The 22,104-nt window shown below is 60.5% G+C and carries 24 protein-coding genes and 1 tRNA gene; 9 read left to right on the top strand and 16 right to left on the bottom strand.

What is annotated here, in order from left to right:
* Positions 1 to 86: 86 nt before the first annotated feature.
* Complete coding sequence (locus LB572_RS29590) at positions 87 to 1,832, bottom strand: calcium-binding protein (RefSeq protein WP_224670220.1); 1,746 nt, start codon at positions 1,830 to 1,832, stop codon at positions 87 to 89.
* A gap of 538 nt (positions 1,833 to 2,370) precedes the next feature.
* On the opposite strand from LB572_RS29590, the gene LB572_RS29595 reads away from it, so the two are divergent.
* Positions 2,371 to 2,691: a hypothetical protein gene (locus LB572_RS29595; protein ID WP_224670221.1), complete on the top strand. Its 321-nt coding sequence runs from the start codon at positions 2,371 to 2,373 to the stop codon at positions 2,689 to 2,691.
* 238 nt (positions 2,692 to 2,929) lie between these two features.
* Here LB572_RS29595 and LB572_RS29600 read toward each other — a convergent pair whose 3' ends face one another.
* From LB572_RS29600 to LB572_RS29610, 3 genes are all read right to left on the bottom strand, one after another.
* On the bottom strand, positions 2,930 to 3,157 hold the full coding sequence (locus tag LB572_RS29600) for a hypothetical protein (RefSeq protein ID WP_224670222.1): 228 nt from the start codon (positions 3,155 to 3,157) through the stop codon (positions 2,930 to 2,932).
* Between the two features lie 374 nt (positions 3,158 to 3,531).
* A complete protein-coding gene (locus tag LB572_RS29605; RefSeq protein WP_224670223.1) occupies positions 3,532 to 3,894 on the bottom strand; it encodes a hypothetical protein in 363 nt (120 codons plus the stop codon).
* Between the two features lie 283 nt (positions 3,895 to 4,177).
* Entirely contained in the window at positions 4,178 to 4,426 is a 249-nt protein-coding gene (locus LB572_RS29610; protein WP_224670224.1) for a helix-turn-helix domain-containing protein, read from the bottom strand.
* Between the two features lie 127 nt (positions 4,427 to 4,553).
* Between LB572_RS29610 and LB572_RS29615 the strand changes: the two genes are divergently transcribed.
* On the top strand, positions 4,554 to 5,168 hold the full coding sequence (locus tag LB572_RS29615; RefSeq protein WP_224670225.1) for a hypothetical protein: 615 nt from the start codon (positions 4,554 to 4,556) through the stop codon (positions 5,166 to 5,168).
* A 508-nt stretch (positions 5,169 to 5,676) separates the two neighbouring features.
* Positions 5,677 to 7,302 carry a recombinase family protein gene (locus LB572_RS29620; RefSeq protein ID WP_224670243.1) on the top strand — a complete coding sequence of 542 codons (1,626 nt, stop codon included), beginning with the start codon at positions 5,677 to 5,679 and terminating at the stop codon, positions 7,300 to 7,302.
* Here the strand turns inward: LB572_RS29620 and LB572_RS29625 are convergent.
* Positions 7,259 to 7,335: transfer RNA gene (locus LB572_RS29625), tRNA-Met, on the bottom strand. The genes LB572_RS29620 and LB572_RS29625 overlap by 44 nt on opposite strands.
* A 252-nt stretch (positions 7,336 to 7,587) precedes the next feature.
* Here LB572_RS29625 and LB572_RS29630 point away from each other — a divergent pair.
* Positions 7,588 to 8,553 carry a Gfo/Idh/MocA family protein gene (locus tag LB572_RS29630; RefSeq protein WP_140809734.1) on the top strand — a complete coding sequence of 322 codons (966 nt, stop codon included), beginning with the start codon at positions 7,588 to 7,590 and terminating at the stop codon, positions 8,551 to 8,553.
* Positions 8,554 to 8,585: 32 nt separating this feature from the next.
* On the opposite strand, the gene mnmA is transcribed toward LB572_RS29630, so the two are convergent.
* On the bottom strand, positions 8,586 to 9,776 hold the full coding sequence (mnmA, locus tag LB572_RS29635) for a tRNA 2-thiouridine(34) synthase MnmA (RefSeq protein ID WP_224670226.1): 1,191 nt from the start codon (positions 9,774 to 9,776) through the stop codon (positions 8,586 to 8,588).
* Between the two features lie 254 nt (positions 9,777 to 10,030).
* On the opposite strand from mnmA, the gene LB572_RS29640 reads away from it, so the two are divergent.
* Positions 10,031 to 10,306, top strand: a complete 276-nt coding sequence (locus LB572_RS29640) for a DUF1153 domain-containing protein (RefSeq protein WP_006203587.1) — start codon at positions 10,031 to 10,033, stop codon at positions 10,304 to 10,306.
* A gap of 164 nt (positions 10,307 to 10,470) precedes the next feature.
* Here LB572_RS29640 and LB572_RS29645 read toward each other — a convergent pair whose 3' ends face one another.
* A complete protein-coding gene (locus LB572_RS29645) occupies positions 10,471 to 11,397 on the bottom strand; it encodes an NADP-dependent oxidoreductase (protein WP_224670227.1) in 927 nt (308 codons plus the stop codon).
* A gap of 91 nt (positions 11,398 to 11,488) precedes the next feature.
* Here LB572_RS29645 and LB572_RS29650 point away from each other — a divergent pair, with 91 nt between their 5' ends.
* Positions 11,489 to 11,890, top strand: coding sequence for a winged helix-turn-helix transcriptional regulator (locus LB572_RS29650; RefSeq protein ID WP_140653233.1), 402 nt, complete (start codon positions 11,489 to 11,491; stop codon positions 11,888 to 11,890).
* 81 nt (positions 11,891 to 11,971) lie between these two features.
* Here the strand turns inward: LB572_RS29650 and LB572_RS29655 are convergent, their stop codons facing one another.
* The gene (locus LB572_RS29655; RefSeq protein ID WP_140811206.1) at positions 11,972 to 12,349 is read right to left on the bottom strand and encodes a flagellar export protein FliJ; all 378 of its coding nucleotides are present in this window, start codon (positions 12,347 to 12,349) and stop codon (positions 11,972 to 11,974) included.
* Between the two features lie 449 nt (positions 12,350 to 12,798).
* Between LB572_RS29655 and ctrA the strand changes: the two genes are divergently transcribed.
* A complete protein-coding gene (ctrA, locus tag LB572_RS29660; RefSeq protein WP_006203583.1) occupies positions 12,799 to 13,494 on the top strand; it encodes a response regulator transcription factor CtrA in 696 nt (231 codons plus the stop codon).
* Positions 13,495 to 13,726: 232 nt separating this feature from the next.
* On the opposite strand, the gene LB572_RS29665 is transcribed toward ctrA, so the two are convergent.
* Both LB572_RS29665 and chpT read right to left on the bottom strand, forming a co-directional pair.
* Positions 13,727 to 14,095 (bottom strand): response regulator, encoded by a 369-nt coding sequence (locus tag LB572_RS29665; RefSeq protein ID WP_140806571.1) that lies wholly within the window; start codon positions 14,093 to 14,095, stop codon positions 13,727 to 13,729.
* 223 nt (positions 14,096 to 14,318) lie between these two features.
* Positions 14,319 to 14,948, bottom strand: a complete 630-nt coding sequence (chpT, locus tag LB572_RS29670; protein WP_224670228.1) for a histidine phosphotransferase ChpT — start codon at positions 14,946 to 14,948, stop codon at positions 14,319 to 14,321.
* 384 nt (positions 14,949 to 15,332) lie between these two features.
* Here chpT and LB572_RS29675 point away from each other — a divergent pair, with 384 nt between their 5' ends.
* Positions 15,333 to 15,869, top strand: coding sequence for a DUF1134 domain-containing protein (locus LB572_RS29675; protein ID WP_224670244.1), 537 nt, complete (start codon positions 15,333 to 15,335; stop codon positions 15,867 to 15,869).
* Positions 15,870 to 16,003: 134 nt separating this feature from the next.
* Positions 16,004 to 17,143 (top strand): hypothetical protein, encoded by a 1,140-nt coding sequence (locus LB572_RS29680; RefSeq protein WP_224670229.1) that lies wholly within the window; start codon positions 16,004 to 16,006, stop codon positions 17,141 to 17,143.
* 175 nt (positions 17,144 to 17,318) lie between these two features.
* Here LB572_RS29680 and LB572_RS29685 read toward each other — a convergent pair whose 3' ends face one another.
* From LB572_RS29685 to LB572_RS29710, 6 genes are all read right to left on the bottom strand, one after another.
* A complete protein-coding gene (locus LB572_RS29685; protein ID WP_224670230.1) occupies positions 17,319 to 18,116 on the bottom strand; it encodes a TrmH family RNA methyltransferase in 798 nt (265 codons plus the stop codon).
* A 55-nt stretch (positions 18,117 to 18,171) separates the two neighbouring features.
* Positions 18,172 to 18,510 (bottom strand): ArsR/SmtB family transcription factor, encoded by a 339-nt coding sequence (locus tag LB572_RS29690; RefSeq protein WP_140806580.1) that lies wholly within the window; start codon positions 18,508 to 18,510, stop codon positions 18,172 to 18,174.
* Positions 18,511 to 18,668: 158 nt separating this feature from the next.
* Positions 18,669 to 19,439: a HugZ family protein gene (locus LB572_RS29695; RefSeq protein WP_140806581.1), complete on the bottom strand. Its 771-nt coding sequence runs from the start codon at positions 19,437 to 19,439 to the stop codon at positions 18,669 to 18,671.
* A 36-nt stretch (positions 19,440 to 19,475) separates the two neighbouring features.
* Positions 19,476 to 20,663 carry a CaiB/BaiF CoA transferase family protein gene (locus tag LB572_RS29700; RefSeq protein ID WP_224670231.1) on the bottom strand — a complete coding sequence of 396 codons (1,188 nt, stop codon included), beginning with the start codon at positions 20,661 to 20,663 and terminating at the stop codon, positions 19,476 to 19,478.
* A gap of 6 nt (positions 20,664 to 20,669) precedes the next feature.
* Positions 20,670 to 21,431 (bottom strand): 3-hydroxyacyl-CoA dehydrogenase, encoded by a 762-nt coding sequence (locus LB572_RS29705; RefSeq protein ID WP_224670232.1) that lies wholly within the window; start codon positions 21,429 to 21,431, stop codon positions 20,670 to 20,672.
* 27 nt (positions 21,432 to 21,458) lie between these two features.
* Entirely contained in the window at positions 21,459 to 22,064 is a 606-nt protein-coding gene (locus LB572_RS29710) for a GNAT family N-acetyltransferase (protein ID WP_224670233.1), read from the bottom strand.
* Positions 22,065 to 22,104 lie beyond the last annotated feature (40 nt).

Below are 22,104 nucleotides of genomic sequence, written 5' to 3' on the forward strand. Positions count from 1 at the left end.
CTAGTTGCTCCAACGTGCGGGAAGACCGAGCCGCGAGCAGTGCTCGCGGGGTCGATCGCGGATTCAATTAGTCAAAATCGCCTCAATCATACAAGCCCACCGATCGGCTCGGGCTCGTACCAAAGGCCGCCGGTCGAGATGCTAGCCAATGCAGATATATCAGACCATTCATTGGCACTGTGCGGGATATATTCAAACAGGTCTTGGGTAAACGCGGAACCGGCCCACCCCTCATGATCGCTCGCCTTGACCTGTGCCCAATCCTCGCAGGCGACGTTCTCTGGGAAAGGCGCCACAGGAGCGAGCGAAGCGGATAGGGGGCCATCCGTGGGATGCTGCCTGAATTGTTCTTCAACGGGCGCGGTGCGCTGCTGCGGCTCCTGCACCGGTGGTGGCGCTGCTGTCGGAATAGTTATATACGCACCGTGGTTGCTGATATACTCGGCATGCTCCTCACCGAAAAACAGCACAGGGCCAGGACCTTCATAGTGCGAACTATCCGCCTGCGATTTATTAGCCAAGACAATGCCGAAGTCGCCCTCTTCAAAATTTTCGATGAATACCTGAGCGCTCTGCGCCTGGCCGCCCTGCCAGTAGTCAATTTCTATATACATCGCCTGTGTCTGCCACGGGGTCTGTTGTAGCTGATAATGAACGTTAAACGATCCCCAAACGGTCGGTGGGTGATCGCCGTTCAAATTCACACTCGTAAACTCAGTCCATCGGTCGGTAAGGAAGTCGCCTATCTCATACTCTATTACTTCCGGTCCCTCCGGGGGCTGGATATGGTGCTCATACTCTTTCTCACCGACGGGCGTAAACGCCGCGTCAGTTGCCTCTGGTGATGTGTAGTAAATAAATCCACCAAGAAGCGGAACACCTTTCGTACCGTCTTGGATACCAGTAGCCGGGCTTGACCACCCTTGAGTATTAACGTTCGGATCAAGGCCAAGCATATCAGCTCGCAGAACGATTCTATCGTTCGCATCACCCCCCTCAATATAATCATACCCCTGTCCAACGGTAACTATATCTCGTTCACTGTCATTTGAAAGATAGTAGGAGTCATCTCCAGCGCCACCGTCCAAGAAATCTAAGCCCGATCCGTCGTAAAGGCTGTCGTCTCCTGCCATTCCATGTACAGTGTCGTTATCCGGCCCACCGTAGATGTAGTCGTTTGCCGATCCGCCAATAATCTTATCATTTCCGGCGAGACCAATGAGAAGCGTATCGACTGTTCTGTCACTAACGTTGATATTGCTAATAGGCTGGTTATCCGTAACAACAAGGCTGACGTGCTCTCCGTCAGTCAATCCTCCCGATACCGGACCTTGTATTTCCCCTACCTTCTCCGACCATACGATGTTCACGTATGATGCCCTGTCATTAGGATCACCCATCTCGGACAACATAATATTTTCTTTCGGCACCGCTCCACCGCTATAATCGACTCCGGGTGTGGTCAAATTTGCCAGCTTCGGATCCTCAAGTCCGAGTATTGCGTGAATCGTTTCATGTGCAATAAGGTGCTCTATCGAATATTGTGTAACGTCTCCATCACTTGTTACTGATTTCATTCTTTGCCATTCACCGTGATCGAAAAATACGGTGAGACCGAAAGGCGGAGCCTTATTTCCGGTGCCAAGTGCATCGACATAGCTGAGCGTAAAATTTCCATTGACCAGTATGTCAAACATCTTCCTAGCTTCTGCGGAGCCAGTCGAATTCGATGCGTCTCCGTACAGGTTCCTGATAGCAGTTGTTATCAAACCCACGTAACTCGGGTTGGTGGCGCTGAAATCGACATGAGATAAGACATCATCAATTGCCATTGTACTCTCCTAAGGAGGCAGTTAACTCACAGCGAGACAACATCGTGGATTGGGTAGAGCTTGACACAACCATGCATCCGGTCTCGCCACGATCGTAACTCTTTGAGGCTGCGGCGGCCCAAACCGAAGATCAAAGCTGAAAAGTGTTCTTTAATTAGTATTAGCTGATATTAACCGAATAGTAATTTATACTATGATGCCATCTTTCTATGCTGCAATAAGTACATTTCGATTCGGTAAAAAATTGCTTCGCTACATTATGTTATTTTGTTTAAAAGTGTTGGGAACAATGGCCGAGTCCTAACTTTCTGCATGCGATGAGGATCAACGCGAAACCGAGGTCTCGCTGGGGGGGGGGCGTTTTCAACTTCTTGGGAGACCCCGCCAAAGTAGGATCAGCCATTCCCGACATGAGCGCCGCCTTAGTGGCGGCGCAAGCCTAGCCGCCAAGCGGCCAGTTGCGTTATGAGTATCTCGATATTCGTTGAGAGCTATGTCATAGTGGTTCGGTGACGATCAATAATCAGGAAATTCCTTCATGAAACGAGTGATTCTGACTGTGGGAATGATTTGTTTAGCTTTTGCTGACCGAGCAGCCGCGAATCCGAGGCTGGATGCATGGCTTGAGATGATGAAATTAACCTACACTTGCAAAGAGGACATCAAATACCGTACGGCTCAGGATGCAGCTTTAAATTTGGCAGAGAGGCTTCGGCCCGACGAGGACTTAAAGTGGCAAGTTTTGGCCACGGACAAGGCCCTTCGCTTCAACCGAATTTCCGCGAAGATCGGTCCGTCAGAGTGCGCCAACGCTATCGATCAGATGACGTCTGATTTAATAGCTAAGGGCTATTTTTGATTCGATAGCGCGCCTGTCGGCTGACAGGCGCATTTTAGACAGGCAGCAATGGGGCCGATAGCCGTCGATCCGCTATCCGAGCGAGTTCAGCGGATTGCTGCCATTCGGCAACAGACTCTTGCTGATATCAACTCAACCTGACAGCGATGGATCACATGGCCATGCGCCTACCCACCTCTGCCGCATCCTCCATGGTGACAGCATTTATGGTGCAGAGGGCAGAGCTCTAAGCCTCGGACTAGTGGTCGTCTCCGTGGGCATCGCGCCATGCCAACCATTCCGTATGCGTCTGGCCTTCACTTCCGTTAGCACGATGCCATGCCACCCACTCGGCATGGGTAGGCAACTTGTCGAGGTCTGGCGTGTGGCCTCTTTCCACATAGTCGCTGTTCGGCAAAATCATTGAGTTTTGCTCGTAAAGAACCATCACGGCATCGTCGCTAAAGCGATAAAGACCTTTGGCCATTCCTGACTGTCTCCTCGGTTGCCTGACGACCGCTTCTGGGCCAATTTCGGATAATCCGATCTCGGAATTGAAATGTAGTAAGCAGACATTCCCGCAGCACAGTTCTGGGGATCCCCTCATTGCGGTCGTTAGCCCTTCGCTCCGGCACGGAAATCTCCTGCACGAAGCTACGGCTCGAAACGAGCATTCACTGCCGAATCGAGGGCCTCCGATCCGGATTGCGTTCAGGATGGCGAAAGCGGCTTCACCCGCTCAATGCGATACCTTTTCTCGAACTCACGGAGCACCATTTCGAGCGTTGCCTCAAAAGCACCCTGATCGAACATCATCGATTTCTTCGCCTCGTGAAAGTAGCGCCAGTCGGTGAAGGCATCCTAGTGCTGATGCAAAATGTAGCGAATACTGTAGTCGAAGTAGAAACCATGGGGATGATACGGGACCACTGACCTTTTGAACTCAGCGTTGAGTTTCTCTTGGCTTTCGGGCTTTAGGCGATCAAACAGCTTTATCAGGTTGTGCGATTTGATAACTCTTGGATCGTCGTAGTCGAAGACGAACCACGCTTTGAGTGCCAGCTCCATCGAAAGCGCCAAAAGCATTGGTTCAACACCGACGTGTTCGCGTTCGCTCTGGTCTGCATGCTCTCCGAATTCTCGACTTGGAAAGCTCTGAGTTTTTCGAAAGATCGCCTTTGCGGCTTCCCCGATCCTAATGGCAGTCGATAAGCGCGCACTCATTAGAGATCCACTGATGTTAACTGGCTCTGGAGCTTGACCTGGGAGATTGCAAGAACGCAATCGCTTAGGCTAGGCACGGAATTACAAGCTAACGACAAGTTGCAGTTGCATTCAAATGTTGGCGTCCGGCCAGTGAGCAGACTGTCCTCCTTCGGGAACCCCCGGGAGGTGGATGAACGACCGGAATGGGGCGCAAACCCGCCGCTCGCTCGCTACGGCGCTGTCGCCTGCGTCAGGCCTCGCCGAGTACGGGCGAAGTTAGCTGGCGCATATCCATGCGTCTCTATTCGTCAAGCTCAGACTTCGATCTCTGCGGATCAGCTGAGGGTCGCTTCAGCAATTCTGCGACATCCACGCCCAGCACTTCAGCCAGCCGGTCAACGACATCGATGCTCGGGTTGTACACGTTGCGTTCCAACGCACTGATATAGGTGCGATCGATCCCAGCTTGGTGGGCAAGCTCTTCCTGTGACAGGCCTCTGGCCCGCCGTAAGGCTCTTAGGTTTTGCGCGAACGCTTCTCGGATTTCCATGAATCCGAGAACAGCGCCTTGCAGAGTATTTCACCACGGAGTATTCTCTACAAGCATTGGGAGAGCCGGGTTCTGTGATTGGTTTTGGACCCACTGAGCGGGAGTGCCCACGGAAGGATACCATGCTGTGGCAGCGAAAAAGCCGATTGTTCTCGCCGCAGGCCGCAACGAGCCAGAATTGCAACCGGCAGCCCTACGCGATCCCGCACTTCTGCTGGCGAGCGATTGGCAAATGGCTCGGTACGTCTCCCTGCTGCTGTGCCGTGTCCAGCAGCGGTTGGAGAGCCAAATCATGGTCAATCCCGGAATTCAGGGATTGACCGCAGATTCACCAACGCGATTTCAAGACCGAACGGCGGGTACTCTCGGTGGTCGACTGGAGTATGCGGTTGCGCGGGAGGCTGAGGTCTTTGCGATGACCGAAGCTCTGAAACTTCAAGATTCGATCCCCGAAGTCGCGGCTACTTCGCTCATCGGCGTCATCGCCAAGTTGGAAATGATCGTTGGGGCTGATCGAGATATTGGTGACCCAACCGACTTCCCATGGCCGCACATAGCTTCCGTACTGCGTGACTTAAAGGCGATCGCAGGGGATTTGCCGGTTGGTTGCCGGAGCCGGGAAAGGACGCGGAGCGATGTCGCCAAGCATTGGGAGTCCGCAGTCAAACTGGTCGCTGCGCTCAAAGAGGAAGGCGAGGCGGAGCAGTGTAGCGATTTAGCCGACTTCCGACACGTCCTCTGAAGTGTATCAACAGCCCGGGATTATCGATTGCGACGGGTCGCTTCCACTGATGGTTTGGCTGGATGTCAGCATCAGGACGTTCCCACTTGTCGCCTGCAGCCCGACCTTAGCGATTGAGACGAAACCGCACGACGCAAGTCATTGCACGCTGTGGCCCTAAGACATGAACTTTGTGCTTTCCTTCGCCCTCCGAAGGCCTCCGCTAGCGGGTCGATCCAACCATTGGGAGCGCGACCGCGATGGCAGAGAAAACCAGGACTGGACCACAGGCTTTGGTTCCGGCGAACGACAACGGCGACCTCGCCAACCCCGATGGGCGCCCAGAAAACATGGCGACCAGGCTGGATCGGGTCGTGCTGGATATCGCCCGGCTGATCGGCCGGCAGCTGGCGCGGGAGGCATTCGAGGCGGGGCTGGCGGCCAACGACAATCGGCCGGGCCGCCGAGAGGGAGAGGCTAGGGGGCCGGATGGCAAACCCCCTGGGAATAGGAGAGAGGATCCGCCGCCATGACCCGTGTTGCGCTCTATGCCCGCTATTCGTCCGACAACCAACGCGAAGCCTCCATCGAGGACCAACTGCGGCTTTGCCGAGAACACTCATTTAAAGAGAGATGGACTGTCGTTGGGACCTATGCCGATGCTGCCATCTCTGGTGCAAGCATTGTCCGCCGACCAGACATTCAGCGGCTCCTGAGTGATGCTCAAAGCGGGCAGTTCGAGATCGTTCTTGCCGAGGCGCTTGATCGCCTCTCACGCGACCAGGAAGATGTGGCGGGTCTCTTCAAACGGCTGCGCTTCGCCGGCGTCAACCTCGTCACCCTCTCCGAGGGTGCGGTCGACGAACTTCATGTAGGCCTCAAGGGAACGATGAACGCGCTCTTCCTGCGTGACCTTGCGGTTAAGATCAGGCGCGGACAAAGTGGACGAATACTGAATGGATATGCCGCTGGTGGCCTTTCCTATGGCTATCGCGTGGTCAAAAAGCTCGATGAAAGCGGCGAACCGATCCGCGGTCTGCGCGAGATCGATGAGCATCAAGCCCAGGTCGTGCGTAGAATCTTTCAGGAGTTCGCTGTCGGTCGATCAGCGCGTGCGATAGCTGCTGACCTCAATAAGGAAGGTATCCCATCGCCCTTTGGTGGTGCTTGGGGCGCCTCGACGATCAACGGCAATCTCAAGCGAAGAAGCGGCTTCCTTTACAACGAAATCTATATTGGGTTGCTCGTTTTCAACCGTATCAAGATGGTGAAGGATCCAGAAACCGGCAAGCGCATCTCGCGGCCGAACCCGCCCGAAACGTGGCAGGTCATGGAGGTGTCGCATCTGCGCATCGTGGATGATGCGCTATGGGAAGCAGCCCAAGCTCGCAAGAAGGTGTATGGAGGTGCGAAGCTCCATCATCGCCGACGGCCGAAACATATGTTCTCAGGGCTCGTACGGTGCGGCTGCTGTGGCGCTTCCTATACCGTGAAGAATCAAGACCAACTGGCCTGTGCTGCGCATCGTGAGAAAGGTACCTGCACCAACAGCAGGACGATCCGTGTTGGCGACCTCGAAAAGCGTGTGCTTGCTGGCGTCCAGCGGCGATTGCTGGCGCCAGATGCTATCGCGGGCTTCCTTGCCGAGTATCACGCCGAGCAAAAGCGGCTGAATGCGATGAACCGCCAACGGAATAAGGAAGCTGAGAAGCGGCTGATCGGCATCGATAGGCAGATCGCCAATATCGTCGATGCCATTGCTGACGGTGTCTCGACGGCCAGCATGAGATCGAAGTTGCTGGACCTGGAGAGCGAGAAAGAAAGTCTAGCGCGAGAGCTTCAGGCCATGGCAGCCGCTGAAAGCATCGTGGAGTTTCACCCGGCGGCGGTCGAGGCTTATCGCCGCAAAGTATCGGAACTCCAGATGGCCCTGCAATCCGACGAAAGCGAGCGTCACGAGGCAGCGAGGATTGTCCGCTCGCTAGTTGCGAAGATCGAGATCATTCCAACCGAGGGCAGGGGGCAGATTGAGCTCAAGGTCCACGGTGCGCTGGCGGAGCTCCTCAACCTGGCAAACCGCAAACCAGGAGAGGCGCCTAACGCTGTATTGATGGTAGCGGGAGAGGGACTTGAACCCCCGACCCCAGGATTATGATTCCCGTGCTCTAACCAACTGAGCTACCCCGCCAGGGTGGCAAATGGCCCGCAAAACCGTCCTGGATGGACGGGCGTCGCGAGGCGTTCGCCAAGGTCGCGCGGATATAAGGTTGGGAGGGTGAGCCTGTCAAGCTTGGATGAGGCCGACATGCCGGCATAATCGGGCCGGCATAATCTCATCCCAGAAAAGCTTTGCCGGACAGACACTCAGGGCACGTCCCGGGGTTGAGTTCGGCGGGGCACGTCGCTATGTCTCGGCCATGAAATTCTAGAGTTTGAGCGAATGAAGCCGCGCATCGCCGTCCTCGGTTGCGGATACTGGGGCAGCAACCATATCCGCACCCTCAAGGCGCTTGGCGCGCTGCATGCCGTTTCCGACGTCAACCGCGCTCGCGCCGAAGGTTTCGCCAGCGAGCAGGATTGCCTGGCGATCGAGCCGGACATGCTGTTCGAGCGAACCGACATCGACGCCATCGTCATGGCGCTGCCGCCGCAATTCCATGCCGACACCGCGGTGCGCGCCGTCGAGAGCGGCAAGGACGTGCTGGTGGAAAAGCCGATCGCGCTGACCGTCGCCGATGCCGAGCGCGCCGTGAAGGCGGCAAAAGACAATGGCCGCGTGTTCATGGTCGGCCATGTGCTGCGCTTCCATCCGGCCTTCGAGACGCTGAAGGCGCTGATCGACAATGGCGAGCTGGGCGAGGTGCGCTACATTCACTCGCACAGGCTCGGCCTGGGCAAGTTCCACACCGAGAACGACGCGCTTTGGGATCTGGCGCCGCACGATTTGTCGATGATCCTCGCCATAACCGGCACCGAGCCGATCGAGGTGAGGGGCGAGGGCGCGGCGCTCCTCGACAATCTCAGCGACTTCGCGCATCTGCATATGCGTTTCCCGAACGGCCTGCGCAGCCATCTCTTCGCCTCGCGCCTCAATCCCTATCGCGAGCGGCGGCTGACGGTCGTCGGCACCAAGGCGATGGCGGTGTTCGACGACGTCGAGCCCTGGGAGCGCAAGCTTGCCGTCTACCGCCACGCGGTCTGGCAGGACAGCGGCCAGTGGGCATTCACCGCCAATGAGCCTTCCTATGTGCCCGTAGGCGAAGGCATGCCGCTGACGCGCGAGCTTGCCCATTTCATGCAATGCATCGAGACGCGCGCCGAGCCGCGCACCGACGGCGAGGAAGCGATCCGGGTGCTGCGCATCCTGACCGCCGGCACGGTGATCCATACCGGCTCGTCCGCCTGAGCCGATCCTGAAGCGGCAATCAGACTGAGAATTTACTCGGCGGGAATCTGCGCCGGCCTGGCGGCTAGCCTGGACAGCATGGCCTCGGCCTCGGCGCCGCGTTCGGAGCGCTCGATGAAGCCGCCGCCGAACACGCGCGCCTCGTTGCCGTCGTCGGAATAGAGCACGCAGGCCTGCCCAGGCGCGATACCGGACTCGCCATCGGCCAGCTCGACGGAGGTCACGCCGTTGCGGTGACGCAGCACGGCCGGGCGTGGCGGCCTGGTCGAGCGGACTTTTGCGAAAAGCTCGATACCGCCGGCCGGAACGTCCGACAGCGGCCCATCGCCCAGCCAGTTCATGTTGCGCAGATAGATCTTGTGCGTCTCCAGCGCCTCGCGCGGGCCGACGATGACGCGCGCCCGGTCGGCGTCGAGATGGACGACATAGAGCGGCTCGCCCGAGGCGATGCCGATGCCGCGGCGCTGGCCGATCGTGTAGCGCAGAATGCCTTCGTGGCGGCCGAGCACGCGGCCGTCGATATGGACGATGTCGCCGGGATTGGCGGCGGCCGGCTTCAGCTTGGCGATGATGTCGGAATACTTGCCCTGCGGCACGAAGCAGATGTCCTGGCTGTCCTGCTTGGCGGCGACGGTCAGACCCATCTCCTCGGCGATGGCGCGGACCTGCGGCTTCGACAGACCGCCGAGCGGAAATCGAAGGTAATCGATCTGAGCCTGCGTGGTGGCGAACAGGAAATAGCTCTGGTCGCGGTCGGCGTCGACCGGCCGGTAGAGCGCGCGATGCGCGCCATTGGCGCGCGAACGGATGTAATGGCCGGTGGCCAAAGCGTCGGCGCCGAGATCCTGCGCGGTCGCCAGAAGATCGGCGAACTTCACCGTCTGATTGCAGGACACGCAAGGGATCGGCGTCTCGCCGGCGACATAGCTCTCGGCGAAGGGATCGATGACCGCCTTGCGGAAGCGCTCCTCGTAGTCGAGCACGTAATGCGGGATGCCGAGCGTCTCGGAGACAAGGCGGGCATCGTCGATATCCTGCCCGGCGCAGCACGAACCGGCGCGATGAGTGGCCGCGCCGTGATCGTAAAGCTGCAGCGTCACGCCGACGACGTCATAGCCTTCGCACTTCAGGATGCCTGCGACCACCGACGAATCGACACCGCCCGACATCGCGACGACGATGCGGGTTTCTTCGGGGCGGCGAGGGAGATCGAGGCTGTTCATGATGCTTTCACTGTGCGGCGCTCAATGCCAATGGCCGGAATATAGGTCAAGCGCCACGTATGCGCCAGCTTGCGGCCCAGGACGAGATTCCGGGCAATTTCAGGGCCTGGAGGCCGCTGTTTCAAATTCTAAACGAAATCCTAACCGGGCGTTCACGATCCTTACCTAGTGATTAGGGTTCGCTTAGGCAATTTTTAAAGCTGTGGCGGTACTGTGGCGGGGATTGGGTCTTTGAGTTTTTAGTAGAGAGTACGATGACCGATCTGGTTAGACCTAGAGTCAAGTATGTTATTGGGCCCGACGGCAGCCCTCTTACGATCGCCGATCTGCCGCCGACGAACACGCGGCGCTGGGTTATCCGGCGCAAGGCGGAAGTGGTCGCAGCGGTACGTGGCGGCCTGCTCAGCCTTGAGGAAGCCTGCCAGCGCTACAAGCTCACCACCGAAGAATTTCTCTCCTGGCAGGCATCGATCGATGAATATGGCCTTGCCGGGCTGCGCACCACGCGGATCCAGCAATACCGGCACTAGTGCGTTTCACCGTTTCATGGAAACGGCGAAGCGCACTATCTCCTTGTTTTGACGCAATTCCGGACGGAAAACCGCTCACACTTTTCCTGGAATTGCTCTAGGCCGGAGAGACGTAAAAGGAAAAGGGCGCGGAACACCGCGCCCTTTTCGATTTTGCAGAAGCCTCAGACCGTCAGCACGACCTTGCCGATCGGCCGGGTGGCGAGCAAAGCGTGGGCGGCCCCCGCCTCGTCGAGCGGAAAGGCTTTCGCCACATGCGGCACGAGCTTCCTAGCATCGACGAGCCTGGCGAGCTCGACAAGGCCCTGGCGATCGGGCACCACGGACATGCGCTCGACGCGAACACCGCGCATCTTGGCTTTCGCCCTGGTGGCGTCGTGAACGTCGAGCAGCGACACCAGGACGCCACCATCACGCACCACCTTCAGCGACTCGTCGGCATGGTCGCCGCCGATGGGGTCCAGCACAAGATCGACATTGCCGACCTGTTCGACGAAGTTGCCCTTGGTGTAGTCAACGACGTCGTCGGCGCCGAGCGAGCGGACGAAGTCGAGCTTGTCCGCGCTGGCCGTCGCGATGACATGAGCGCCGCGCGCCTTGGCGATCTGTACCGCCAGATGGCCGACGCCGCCGGCTCCGGCATGGATCAGCGCGCGCTGATCCGCTTGCAGGCCGCCGTGGCGGACAAGGCCCTGCCAGGCGGTCAGTCCAGCCAGCGGCAAGGCCGCGGCATGCGCATGGTCGATGGCGGCAGGTTTCGCGGCGATCTCGTCCGCCGGCGCCGCGGCAAGCTCGGCATAGGCTCCAGCCTGCTTGGGGAAGCGCGGCATGCCGAACACCTCGTCGCCGACCTTGAAGGCGGTCACGCCGTCTCCGAGCGCCGTGACGGTCCCCGAAATGTCCCAGCCAAGGATGAAAGGCGGTTCGCCGAGCAGCGGATAGAAACCGCCGCGCACGGCGCCGTCGACCGGGTTGATGCCCGCCGCCCTGACGCGGACGAGCACTTCACCGGGCTTGAGCGCCGGGTCGGGTTGGTCGGCCACGAAAAGGACCTCGGGTCCGCCGACGGAAGTCTGGATAGCGGCACGCATGAACGCCTCCTGTTCGAGTGATTGTGCCGCTATTATTTGGATAGTAATATTCGATTGTCGAGTATGTACCTTTTCTATATATAGACACCTCATGGATAGCGAAGACAGATCCCCATTCGGCTATGACGCGTTCCGGCGCACCTGCCCGTCGCATACGGTGCTCGAGATGCTGGCCAGCAAATGGGTCTATCTCACCGTCTGCGCGCTGCGGCGCGGCCGGTTGCGAAATGGCGAGCTGGCGCGCAAGCTGGAAGGCATCACGCCCAAAATGCTGACCCAGACGCTGCGTGTGCTGGAGCGCGACGGCCTCGTGCGGCGCGAGGTGTTTGCGGTCATTCCGCCGCGCGTGGAGTATGAGCTGACGGAGCTTGGCCAGAACCTGGCGGGCCTGCTCAGCCAAATCCGCTCCTGGGCGGAAGAGCATGCGCCCGAAATAAAGGATGCCAGGGCCCGGGCATCGGCCGATCATGGCGAGATGGGCGCCGTGCCCTGAGGCGGCAAGGCCGATTTTTACCGATTGCCGGTTCTGAAGATGCCGGCAGGTCTCCGGCATGACTGCGAATGCGCCCGGCGATCAGCCGATCATGGCGCTGCGGCCGCCCGTTTCGGCCTCGCGGATCTTGGTGTCCCGCGATTCCAGCATCTCGGCCTTGGACAGCTCCGCTTCAGCTTCGCCGAGTAATGATTCGGCAGCGCTTCGCTGCTGGGCGAGGTCGCTTTGTGAGTTCCTGAGGTTGTCGCGGCGCAGGCGAGCCGCCTTGGCGAAGGTCGGATAGGCGAAATGGTTGATGTCGGTGATGCCGGCTTTTTTCTCTTCGGCGATGATCTGCGCTTCCAGCTCGACGGCCATGCGCTCGAACTCGGCGATCATCATGTCCAGCTGCAGGAGCTGGCGCCGTTTCTCATTCACCTGAAACTGCTTCAGCCGAACGAGGTTTTCACGTGACTTCATGACTCGATACTCCGCAAACGCACACTTGCAATACCGCCCAGTGCGCCCGGAACGACCCAAGCGCCGCCCGTTTCCCCCGGCTTTCCCTGGGCTATGGGAAACAAAGCCCTAAAGATTTTTGCCGGCGGTAACCATTCGTTTACGGGCATTGTTAATCATACGGGCGAGGACTTAAGGCCGGGTAAAAATTCCGGCACTCGGCGGAAGCCCGGGCCAGCGAGTCTCTGGAGTCACTTAGGCTGACTTATTAATGTGGTGCATCAGCTGTTTTGGTCTGTGATTCGTTATTAGATTCAAGTGGGTGTAGAAAGGGGTTAAAAAATCTGGTATCGTGGATGGCACGAAATTAGGATTTGTTAACCAGTCGGTGGCACCTTCTGTTCAGGCAATCACTGCTCCGGGTTCCGGACGGGTCGTGACACGGTCCGGCAGCAGAAAAGGGGAATGAAATGCGTGTTCTGCTGATTGAAGATGACAGTGCAACCGCACAGAGCATCGAACTGATGCTGAAATCGGAAAGCTTCAACGTCTATACGACCGATCTCGGCGAAGAAGGTGTCGATCTCGGCAAGCTCTACGACTACGACATCATCCTGCTGGATCTCAATCTCCCCGACATGTCGGGCTATGAAGTGCTGCGCACCCTGCGCCTCTCCAAGGTCAAGACGCCGATCCTGATCCTCTCCGGCATGGCCGGCATCGAGGACAAGGTGCGCGGCCTTGGCTTCGGTGCCGACGATTATATGACCAAGCCCTTCCACAAGGACGAACTGGTGGCGCGCATCCATGCGATCGTGCGCCGCTCCAAGGGCCATGCCCAGTCGGTCATCACCACTGGCGACCTGGTGGTCAATCTCGACGCCAAGACGGTCGAGGTCGGCGGCCAGCGCGTGCACCTGACCGGCAAGGAATATCAGATGCTGGAGCTGCTCTCGCTGCGCAAGGGCACGACGCTCACCAAGGAAATGTTCCTCAACCATCTCTATGGCGGCATGGACGAGCCGGAGCTGAAGATCATCGACGTCTTCATCTGCAAGCTGCGCAAGAAACTCGACGCGGCGTCCGGCGGCCAGAACTACATCGAGACGGTGTGGGGCCGCGGCTATGTGCTGCGCGAGCCGGAAGATATCCGCGTCAGCGCATAAGCGATCCATTTGATTTCAAACAAGAAACCCGGCCTCGGCCGGGTTTTTCGTTTGAAAATGCTCTGTTGTTTTAACACAATTCTGGACGGAAAACCGCTCACACTTTTCCTGGAATTGCTCTTAAAGCGCGTCGCGCTGAACCGGATTCAGGCGACGCGCCTTAAGTCTTTGTTTTGATGCATGTCGTTGTCCCAGAACCGCCGCGCACTTCTGGGCGACATGCATTAGCGAATCAGGCGGCTATCTTCAGGACACGGAAGCTTTCGAGCAATTGCGCCCGGTTGAAGGGTTTCAGCAGATAGCCCTGGGCGCCGGCGCGCTTGGCGCGCATGATCGCCGCGACGTCGACCTCGACCAGCGAGACCAGGATCTGCGGCTTGATGGGGCTTTCCATGGCGCGGATGCGACGAATGAGGTCCGCCGCCTGGACATCGGTCAGGCCGCCGTCGATGACGATGACGTCCGGCATGTCGCCGGCGCACATCTCGGTGGCTTCAAGTCCGCTCGAGGCTTCCATGACAATCATGTCCGAGCCGCCAAGAATGCGTTTTGCGACCTTCCTGATGACGCTCGAATCATCGACGAAAAGGCAGCGCTTCATGTCCGGGTCCTCTTTGCCATCTGCCGAACGGGCAGCCTCCGGGTAACCGGTGGGCACCATAGTCCAATCTGGTAAAGAAGCCGAAAAGCCGTTAGGTAAAGTTTTTCCAAACGGGCGTATCGCGTGGTTTTGGCCCGCGGCGCCGTTACATGGATTTCGACTGGCATTGCTCGATCTGCATCGCCAGCATAAATATTAGCAATTAAAGATACTTCAGCTTTTCTTATGCAGCCGTCAGCACGATCTCTTCGGCTGTCGCGTGGATCGAGATCGTCATATTGGCCTCACGCGCCAGAAGCAGCGTGTAGTAAGGCTGGACGGAATGGGCGTCGATCGGCTCTTCCGGCTTGTGGCCGGAATGCAGTTCGAGGAATTTCGGCGGAACGCGCAGCATCGGGCCGGCGGCCGACAGCGAAAAACGCGGCTCGGTTTCGAGATTCTCCAGCGTAATCACCAGCTTGCCGCCGCGCGGTATGGCCGCGTTGGCGACGAGAATGAGATTGAGCAGCAGCTTGACCTTGTTCTTGGGCAAGAGCGCCCGGGGGCCGTTCCACACCAGTTCCGGCTTTTCGTTCTTCAGGAAGGCGATGGCCACGGCCTCGGCATCGCCGGTGTCGATCATCATGCCGGCGGAACCCGCGGCACCGAAGGCGATGCGGGCAAACTGCAGCCGCGCCGATGCGTTCCTGGCGCTCTGGCGGATGAGCTTCATGGCGTCTTCGTCGGCGCCGCCCTCGTCGAGCAACTCGAGGCCGTTGTTGATTGCGCCCACCGGCGAAATGATGTCGTGGCAGACGCGGCTGCAAAGCAGCGCCGCGAGATCCGGCGCGGAAAGGGTGAAAAGCTCGGCCATCGTGGAAATCCCTGCTTCAAGTCACTTGTTCATGGCCGAGCGACCGTTTTCGCGCCTGCCCACACGAATCACGCTCTTTTCCAAGGCTTTCTGAATACACAGGGCCCGAGCGCGCATCAACAAATCCAAAATTGTCGGCGGCGAAAATGGTGTGTTCGCGGGGGGAAACCCGCCACCGAGGCGCAAGCGCAGCCTTCGAACGGCCATCTTCGTGTGGGAGCTTAATGGTTGAAAAAGGATTACGGCATAGTTTGCCCGTGATAGCCACCCTGAACGGCCGGCAAGAGCCGCAGGGGTGCGAGGCGTCGGCGAAAGTGCTCCCTGACGGAGATTGGAAGCATGTTTTCCCGATACTACGACCGGACGTTCGTCCGTGTCCTCACCATGACCATCACACTCCTGGGGGCTTTGGTCCTTTCGACCTCGGCTTCGCGGGCTCAGCAGTACACCGCTCAGGAAATCGTCGATTCCGGTCATAAATTCTTCGGCGAGACGTCGGGCGGCCTGGCCACCGTCGTCGAGAAGATCTTTGCCTCCTACGGCCTGCCCAACGGCTACCTGCTCGGCGAGGAAGGATCCGGCGCGCTGATCGGCGGCCTGACCTATGGCGAGGGGACGCTCTACACCAAGAACGCCGGCGACCATAAGGTGTTCTGGCAAGGTCCCTCGCTCGGCTGGGATTTCGGTGGCGAGGGATCGCGGGTGATGATGCTGGTCTACAACCTCGACGACATCAGCAGTCTCTACAACCGCTTCGGCGGCGTTGCAGGCTCCGCCTATGTCATTGCGGGCGTCGGTTTCAACGTATTGCAGGCCAACCGGGTGATGCTGGTCCCGATCCGTACCGGTGTCGGCGCCCGTCTCGGGGTCAATCTCGGCTATCTGAAGCTCACCGAAAGGCCGACCTGGAACCCATTCTGATCGGATTCCGCTCGCTGCAATCGCTCGGACAGTGCTGATCGCGCCGCGGCAAGCTCTTGCCGCGGCGTTGAATTTCCGCCATGCCAAGGTGGCACAATCCCGCGATTGCCGCTCCGTAAAGTGGATAGCACGCCTTGGTCCAGTCGGTCCTTTTCTTCGTACTCGGTTTCCTTTGCGCCGTCTTTCTGGTGTCGCTGGTCGCGCCGGCGGTCTGGCGGCGGGCCGTTATCCTGACGCGCAGGCGCCTCGAGGCTTCGCTGCCGCTGACGCAAGCCGAAATCCAGGCGGACAAGGACCGCGTCCGGGCCGAATATGCCATGACGACGCGCCGGCTGGAGATAACCGTCAAGAACCTGCAGGAGAAGACGGCCGAACAGCTCGTCGAGATCGGTCGCGGGCGCGAGGCCTTGAAGGGGCTCGCGGTCGAAAAGAAGGACAAGAACCAGGCGCTCTCCGATCTGCAGGCCAAGAATGCGGAGCTCAGGCAGCGCGAGGAGGATCTGCATCGGCTGTCGGACAAGCATGCACAGACGGAGCGGGCGTTGGAGAAGCGCGCGCTGGAGCTGCAGAAGCTCGAGCAGATGTATGACGACGCCAGCTTCTCATCCTCGAACCGCCAGATCGAGCTGGTGGCCCGCGAATCGGAACTGGAAAAGCTCGCCAGCGACATTGCGTTGCTCAAGGGCCAGCGCAAGGAGGCGGACCGCCGCAACCAGGAGGTCGCGTCGGAAAGCAAGGCCGCTCGCGAGGCATTGAAGGCGGAGAAGAAGAGGGCGGCCGAGCTCGACAAGAAGGTCGAGCGGCTGCTTGCCACGCTTGCCGACCGCGAGGAAAAGCTCGACCGGCGCGAGAAGGATCTCGCTCGAATGCGCGAACGCCCGAAGGAAAGCGCTGCAAACGGCGTCGCGCAGCTGGCTGCCGGCACGAATGCGAAAAGTGACGACGTCGACAAGGCAATCGCCAGGCTCGAGGGCGACCGGGAACGGCTGGAGGCAAGGCTGACGGCGCTGGCGCGCGAGAACAAGCGGTTGAAAACCGATCTTGCCGCCTCGGGAACGGCAATGCCGGACCCGGCGGGCGAAGCCCGTTCCGGCGCCGGCCTTCGCGAACAAATGAACGAGCTGGCGGCCGAGGTGGTCAATCTGACGATGAAACTCGACGGGCCGGACTCGCCCATCGCCAAGGCCCTGGCGGGCGAGGGACAGCAGAACGGGCGCGGCGTCAGCCTTGCCGACCGCGTGAGGGCCCTGCAAAAGGCCGGCTCTGCCAACTGAGGTGTGGCGAGCTTTCAGGTGAGGTCGGCCTGCAAATGGCGGCTTCCTGCGCTTCCGGTGCTCACGTACTTTAAGTACGCTCCGCTCCGGTTTTCGGAATCCGCCATTTTCGACTCGGCCTGACCCGAAATTTCACCACACCTCCGGCGTCGCAGCTATTTGGGCTCCTCTTGGGCTACCGGTTCGAAAATTGATGCAGGGCTATTGCCGACGCGGCGGCGACGTTCAGGCTGTCGAACCCTTCCGCCATGGCGATCCGCACAGTGTGCAGCCTTACGAGCAGGTCTTGCGGCAGTCCTTCGCCTTCGGTGCCGAGATAAAGCGCCAGGCGGGCCGAGCGCTCCGCGGCGCGGATGTCGATATTTCCGCGTGGCGAGAGGGCGAACTGGCTGAAGCCAAGCCGATCGAGCGTCGCGGTGAAGGCTCCGGTCTCGCCGAAGAAAGCGAAGGGGACCTTCAGCGCCGCGCCGACCGAAACACGGATCGCCTTGCGGTAGAGCGGATCGCAACAAGTCTGATCGAGCAGCACCGCGTCCGCGCCGAAGGCCGCGGCATTGCGGAAGATCGCCCCCATATTGTCGTGATTGGATATGCCGACCAGGACGACGGCCAACGCGCGCCGGGGCAAGGTTTTCACCAGAATCTCGGCGGGCGTCGGATCGCCGCGCATGCCGATCGCCAGTATGCCGCGATGCATATGGAAGCCAGCGATCCGGTCCATGACCTCGCCTGCGGCGACATAGACAGGAAAATCCGGAGGCGCCTTGCGCAGGACCTCCTGCACGCCGGCCAGCCTGTTTTCGAGGACGAGGGCGGACTCGGCGGCGAAGCGCCCGGTCGACAGCAACAGGTCCAGCACCACCTTGCCTTCGGCGACGAAGCGGCCATGGCGGCCGACGAGATCGCGCTCGCGGATGTCGAGATAGGCGGCGACGCGCGGGTCGCGAGGGTCGTCGATGGGGATGAGGTTCATGCAAATCTCGCCGGCAGAAATTGCCAGCGAGGTAAGGGGCTTTGGATAGCGCGGGTCAAGCCCCGGCGCGGCGCAACCGATAGGCCATCTGGGAGAGGTCGCCGTCGCCGAAAATGCCTTCCAGCATGCGAAGCAATTCGCGCACCGCTTCGGATCTGCAGGAATAATAGATCATCTGGCGGTCGCGTCGGGTCTCGACGAGATCGAGCGCCCTCAGCTTGGCAAGATGCTGCGACAGCGCAGATTGGCTGAGTTGCACCTTCTCGGCGATGGCGCCGACCGACATTTCGTCGTCGATCAGATGGGCCACGATCAGCAGGCGCTTTTCGTTGCCCATGAGAGTGAGAAACGCGGCTGCCGATTCCGCATTGGCGATTAGCTTATTAGAGATCATAGATCCCCCAAGGGTCCTGGCTCATCCAAGCGCCAGGGGGCAATGGCGCCTGATTCCGCAATGTTCAGATGTCGATAGGCGCTGCTGAATCAGCGTCACTACAAGGGTAGATCATTTCGTTCAAATCTCAAGCGTTGCTTTCGCCGGCGCACGATCAACTATCGCTCTTGCTCTGCCACGCGTCCCGCCTTTGCCATCTCGACAAGCGCCGAACGCAAGTCGTGCGCGCTCTGCAGAGGCTGGGGAAAGAAAATCCTGCAGGTCGCATCCGGGGCGGCGAGATCCATGCCATCGGGGTCGAAGCCGGTGGCGATCCAGCCGTCGCCCTCGGCATGGCCGAAATGGCGGGCATAAAGGGCAAGCGCGTCGCGATGATCGGCATTCATGTGATCGAGCGCCGCTTGTTCGCCGCGGGCGAACTCCTCGACAAGGGCTGCGCCGGTGATGAAATCGTCGCGCTCGAGAAGAAAGGCCTTGCCGAAGCCGCCGTTCAGGCTGGCGCGCTCGGGCTCGAGCCGGAAGAACGAGAAGTCGCCGAGCCCCACATAGAGCTTCGCCTTCGGATTGCGGTTGAGGTAGCGCCGTTCGGCCCGGACCTGATCGGCCGCTCCCCGCTCCAGCCGCAGGGCCCGGCATGCCAGGCTGATGCGTGGGTGCGCCAGCGGGTCGCCCTTGCCGGGTTCGCCAAGCAGCAGCGAGCAGCGCGGATCGGCGAGCAACGCACCGGTGTGCGCGGACAGCATCGAGACCAGGATCAGCGGCGTGCCGTCGATGTCGGTGGCGACGCCGACCCTGCTTGCCAGCGGCGCGCCGGTGCCAGGCTCGATCGCCGCAAGCGCGCCGAAACGCGCCGCGCGGATCAGGGTTTTCGCCAGCCTGATCGCCTCGGCATCGGTCTCGCGGATGACGTCCTTTTTCGGTTCGGTCACGAGCTCACCCCAGATAAGTTGATTTCCGTTCTCCGGTTATTGGGCGAGTACACCCGCCTTTGCAAGGGTTGCGATCTCCTCTTCGCCCAAGCCGAAACGGGTCAATATGCCCGCGGGCTGGCGATCGGCCGCAGTCGGCATTGCGGCAGGCACTTGTGAGCCTTGCGAGAAACGCGGCGCCGGCGCCGGGCGGTCGAGCCCGCCGGACTTCACGAAGCTTTGCCTGGCGCGATTGTGCGGGTGGCTCCTGGCTTCGACCAGGGACAGCACGGGCGCCACGCAGGCATCGGTCGCGGCGAAATGCCCGGCCCATTCGTCGCGCGTCTTCGCCTTGATCCGGCCGGCAATGGCGGCGCGCATGGCGGGCCACGACGACTTGTCGTACTGGCTGCCGACGAAATGCGCATCCAGCGGCAACAGCCTGGCGAATTCGGCAAAGAAGCGCGGTTCGAGACAGCCGACGGCAACGTGCCTTGCGTCCGCCGTCTCATAGGTATCGTAGAAAGGCGCGCCGGAATCGAGCAGGTTCTCGCCGCGCCTGTCGGTCCAGAGACCCGACGCCATGTAGGCGTGGATGGGGGCGGCGAGCATCGAGGCTCCCTCGATCATCGAGGCGTCGACCACCTGGCCCTTTCCGCTGCGCGAGCGCTGGAAAAGAGCGGCGAGCACGCCGGCGATCAACATCATGGCGCCGCCGCCTTGATCCGCGACGAGATTGAGCGGCGGCACCGGCGGCGCGTCCTGCCTGCCGACCGCATGCAAGAGGCCCGCGTAGGCGAGATAGGTGATGTCGTGCCCGGCCCGGCCGGACAGCGGCCCGTCCTGGCCGAAGCCGGTCAGGCGGCCATAGATCAGCGCCGGATTGCGCTGGAGAACGACATCCGGCCCGAGGCCGAGCCGCTCCATCACGCCGGGGCGGAAGCCTTCGATGAGGAGGTCGGCCTTTGCCGCAAGCCGCAGCAGCAGTTCCGCGCCCGCCGGCCGCTTCAGGTCAAGCTTGAGGATGGAACGGCCGTGGTGATCGAGATCGTATTCTTCCGGCAGGCTTAGAAGCGGCTTGCCGGCGTCGGCGCGTTCGACGCGCAGCACCTCGGCGCCCATCTCGGACAGCATCAGGGCGGCAAGCGGCACCGGGCCGAGCCCGGCCAGTTCGATCACCGTCAGGCCGGCGAGCGGACCGGTCTTTCCGGTGGAAGCACCGGCGCCTGTCGGTGAGCCAGTCATCCCTGCTTATTTCGGCGCCATGCGGATGGCACCGTCGAGGCGGATGGTCTCGCCGTTCAGCATCTGGTTCTCGACGATGTGGAGGGCAAGTGCCGCATATTCCGACGGCTCGCCGAGCCGCGACGGGAAAGGCACGGCAGCGCCGAGCGAATCCTGCACCTCCTGCGGCATGCCAGCCATCATCGGTGTCCTGAAGATGCCGGGCGCGATGGTGCAGACGCGAATGCCGGAGCGGGCGAGATCGCGCGCCACAGGCAGCGTCATGCCGACGACGCCGCCCTTGGAAGCCGCGTAGGCGGCCTGGCCGATCTGGCCGTCGTAAGCGGCGACGGAGGCGGTGTTGACGATGACGCCGCGCTCGCCGCCGGCGAGCGGATCGAGCTTCGCCGCCCGGTCGGCGACGAGGCGGATCATGTTGAAGGTGCCGATGAGGTTGATCTCGACCACCTTGCGGTACTGGTCAAGCGGATGCGGTCCGTCCTTGCCGATCGTCTTCACGCCGATGGCGATGCCGGCGCAATTGACGAGGATGCGCGGTTGTCCAAGCTTTTCAGCCACTTCGGCGATCGCAGCGGCAGCGCTCTGTCCACTGCTGACATCGCATTGGACGGCAACGCCACCGATGTCGGCCGCGACTTTCGCCGCGCGCTCGATGCCCACGTCGAGGATGGCGACGCGGGCGCCCTTGGCCGCCAACGCGCGCGCCGTCGCCTCGCCAAGGCCGGATCCCCCGCCGGTGACGATCGCGATCTGGCCGTTCGGGGTCATGCAAGCCTCCCAGGGTTTCGAATTATGCTACGAAGCGCGCAAAGGTGGCGCAACCGCAATAGCCGGGTCGACTGACGGCTGCGCATTGGCGGCAGGTCGCGCCAAGGCCGGGGCAAATTCGGCGACCCTCGCCATATTGGTGTGACAGACATCGCCGGCAAAGCGAGCGACGGCTCCGGGCTTGATTTCATGATGCAGCAGCCGGTCGAGATCGACCGGGCGCGGCATGGTGATCTGCCCGCGCGGAAAGCGCTTGAAGCCGAGCGGTCCGTAGTATGGCTCGTCGCCAACCAGGATGACGGCGGGCGCGCCGGCCTTCCTGGCTGCCTCCAGCGCGATCGCCACCAGCTTTCGGCCGATGCCGAGATTCTTGTAGGCGGGGCGCACCGCAAGCGGGCCGAGCATCATGGCGCGTCCGGCGCCCGCGGCCACGCGCGTCATGCGCACCGAAGCGATGACCGTGCCGTCCTTGACGGCGACAAAGGACATCGAGTGGTCATGCCCGCCGGCCTCGCGGATCTTGTAGGCGGCAAGCACGAAACGGCCGGGGCCGAAGGCCTCGTCGTTGATGGCTTCGATTTCAGCATCATGCGCCGGGGTTTCCGGCAGGTATTTCACGTCGGCAAGGCTCATGGTCTTTGCGTTCCGGTATGCGAGGAAGGTTTGCTGCAAA

The organism is Mesorhizobium sp. BH1-1-5 (genome assembly GCF_020165615.1).
Taxonomy (GTDB): Bacteria; Pseudomonadota; Alphaproteobacteria; order Rhizobiales; family Rhizobiaceae; genus Mesorhizobium.

What these genes read in the sequence shown, in the direction of transcription:
- LB572_RS29590 (WP_224670220.1), bottom strand. Translation starts at nt 1,832, where the DNA reads ATGGCAATTGATGATGTCTTATCTCATGTCGATTTCAGCGCCACCAAC.
- LB572_RS29595 (WP_224670221.1), top strand. Translation starts at nt 2,371, where the DNA reads ATGAAACGAGTGATTCTGACTGTGGGAATGATTTGTTTAGCTTTTGCT.
- LB572_RS29600 (WP_224670222.1), bottom strand. Translation starts at nt 3,157, where the DNA reads ATGGCCAAAGGTCTTTATCGCTTTAGCGACGATGCCGTGATGGTTCTT.
- LB572_RS29605 (WP_224670223.1), bottom strand. Translation starts at nt 3,894, where the DNA reads ATGAGTGCGCGCTTATCGACTGCCATTAGGATCGGGGAAGCCGCAAAG.
- LB572_RS29610 (WP_224670224.1), bottom strand. Translation starts at nt 4,426, where the DNA reads ATGGAAATCCGAGAAGCGTTCGCGCAAAACCTAAGAGCCTTACGGCGG.
- LB572_RS29620 (WP_224670243.1), top strand. Translation starts at nt 5,677, where the DNA reads ATGACCCGTGTTGCGCTCTATGCCCGCTATTCGTCCGACAACCAACGC.
- LB572_RS29630 (WP_140809734.1), top strand. Translation starts at nt 7,588, where the DNA reads ATGAAGCCGCGCATCGCCGTCCTCGGTTGCGGATACTGGGGCAGCAAC.
- mnmA (WP_224670226.1), bottom strand. Translation starts at nt 9,776, where the DNA reads ATGAACAGCCTCGATCTCCCTCGCCGCCCCGAAGAAACCCGCATCGTC.
- LB572_RS29640 (WP_006203587.1), top strand. Translation starts at nt 10,031, where the DNA reads ATGACCGATCTGGTTAGACCTAGAGTCAAGTATGTTATTGGGCCCGAC.
- LB572_RS29645 (WP_224670227.1), bottom strand. Translation starts at nt 11,397, where the DNA reads ATGCGTGCCGCTATCCAGACTTCCGTCGGCGGACCCGAGGTCCTTTTC.
- LB572_RS29650 (WP_140653233.1), top strand. Translation starts at nt 11,489, where the DNA reads ATGGATAGCGAAGACAGATCCCCATTCGGCTATGACGCGTTCCGGCGC.
- LB572_RS29655 (WP_140811206.1), bottom strand. Translation starts at nt 12,349, where the DNA reads ATGAAGTCACGTGAAAACCTCGTTCGGCTGAAGCAGTTTCAGGTGAAT.
- ctrA (WP_006203583.1), top strand. Translation starts at nt 12,799, where the DNA reads ATGCGTGTTCTGCTGATTGAAGATGACAGTGCAACCGCACAGAGCATC.
- LB572_RS29665 (WP_140806571.1), bottom strand. Translation starts at nt 14,095, where the DNA reads ATGAAGCGCTGCCTTTTCGTCGATGATTCGAGCGTCATCAGGAAGGTC.
- chpT (WP_224670228.1), bottom strand. Translation starts at nt 14,948, where the DNA reads ATGGCCGAGCTTTTCACCCTTTCCGCGCCGGATCTCGCGGCGCTGCTT.
- LB572_RS29675 (WP_224670244.1), top strand. Translation starts at nt 15,333, where the DNA reads ATGACCATCACACTCCTGGGGGCTTTGGTCCTTTCGACCTCGGCTTCG.
- LB572_RS29685 (WP_224670230.1), bottom strand. Translation starts at nt 18,116, where the DNA reads ATGAACCTCATCCCCATCGACGACCCTCGCGACCCGCGCGTCGCCGCC.
- LB572_RS29690 (WP_140806580.1), bottom strand. Translation starts at nt 18,510, where the DNA reads ATGATCTCTAATAAGCTAATCGCCAATGCGGAATCGGCAGCCGCGTTT.
- LB572_RS29700 (WP_224670231.1), bottom strand. Translation starts at nt 20,663, where the DNA reads ATGACTGGCTCACCGACAGGCGCCGGTGCTTCCACCGGAAAGACCGGT.
- LB572_RS29705 (WP_224670232.1), bottom strand. Translation starts at nt 21,431, where the DNA reads ATGACCCCGAACGGCCAGATCGCGATCGTCACCGGCGGGGGATCCGGC.
- LB572_RS29710 (WP_224670233.1), bottom strand. Translation starts at nt 22,064, where the DNA reads ATGAGCCTTGCCGACGTGAAATACCTGCCGGAAACCCCGGCGCATGAT.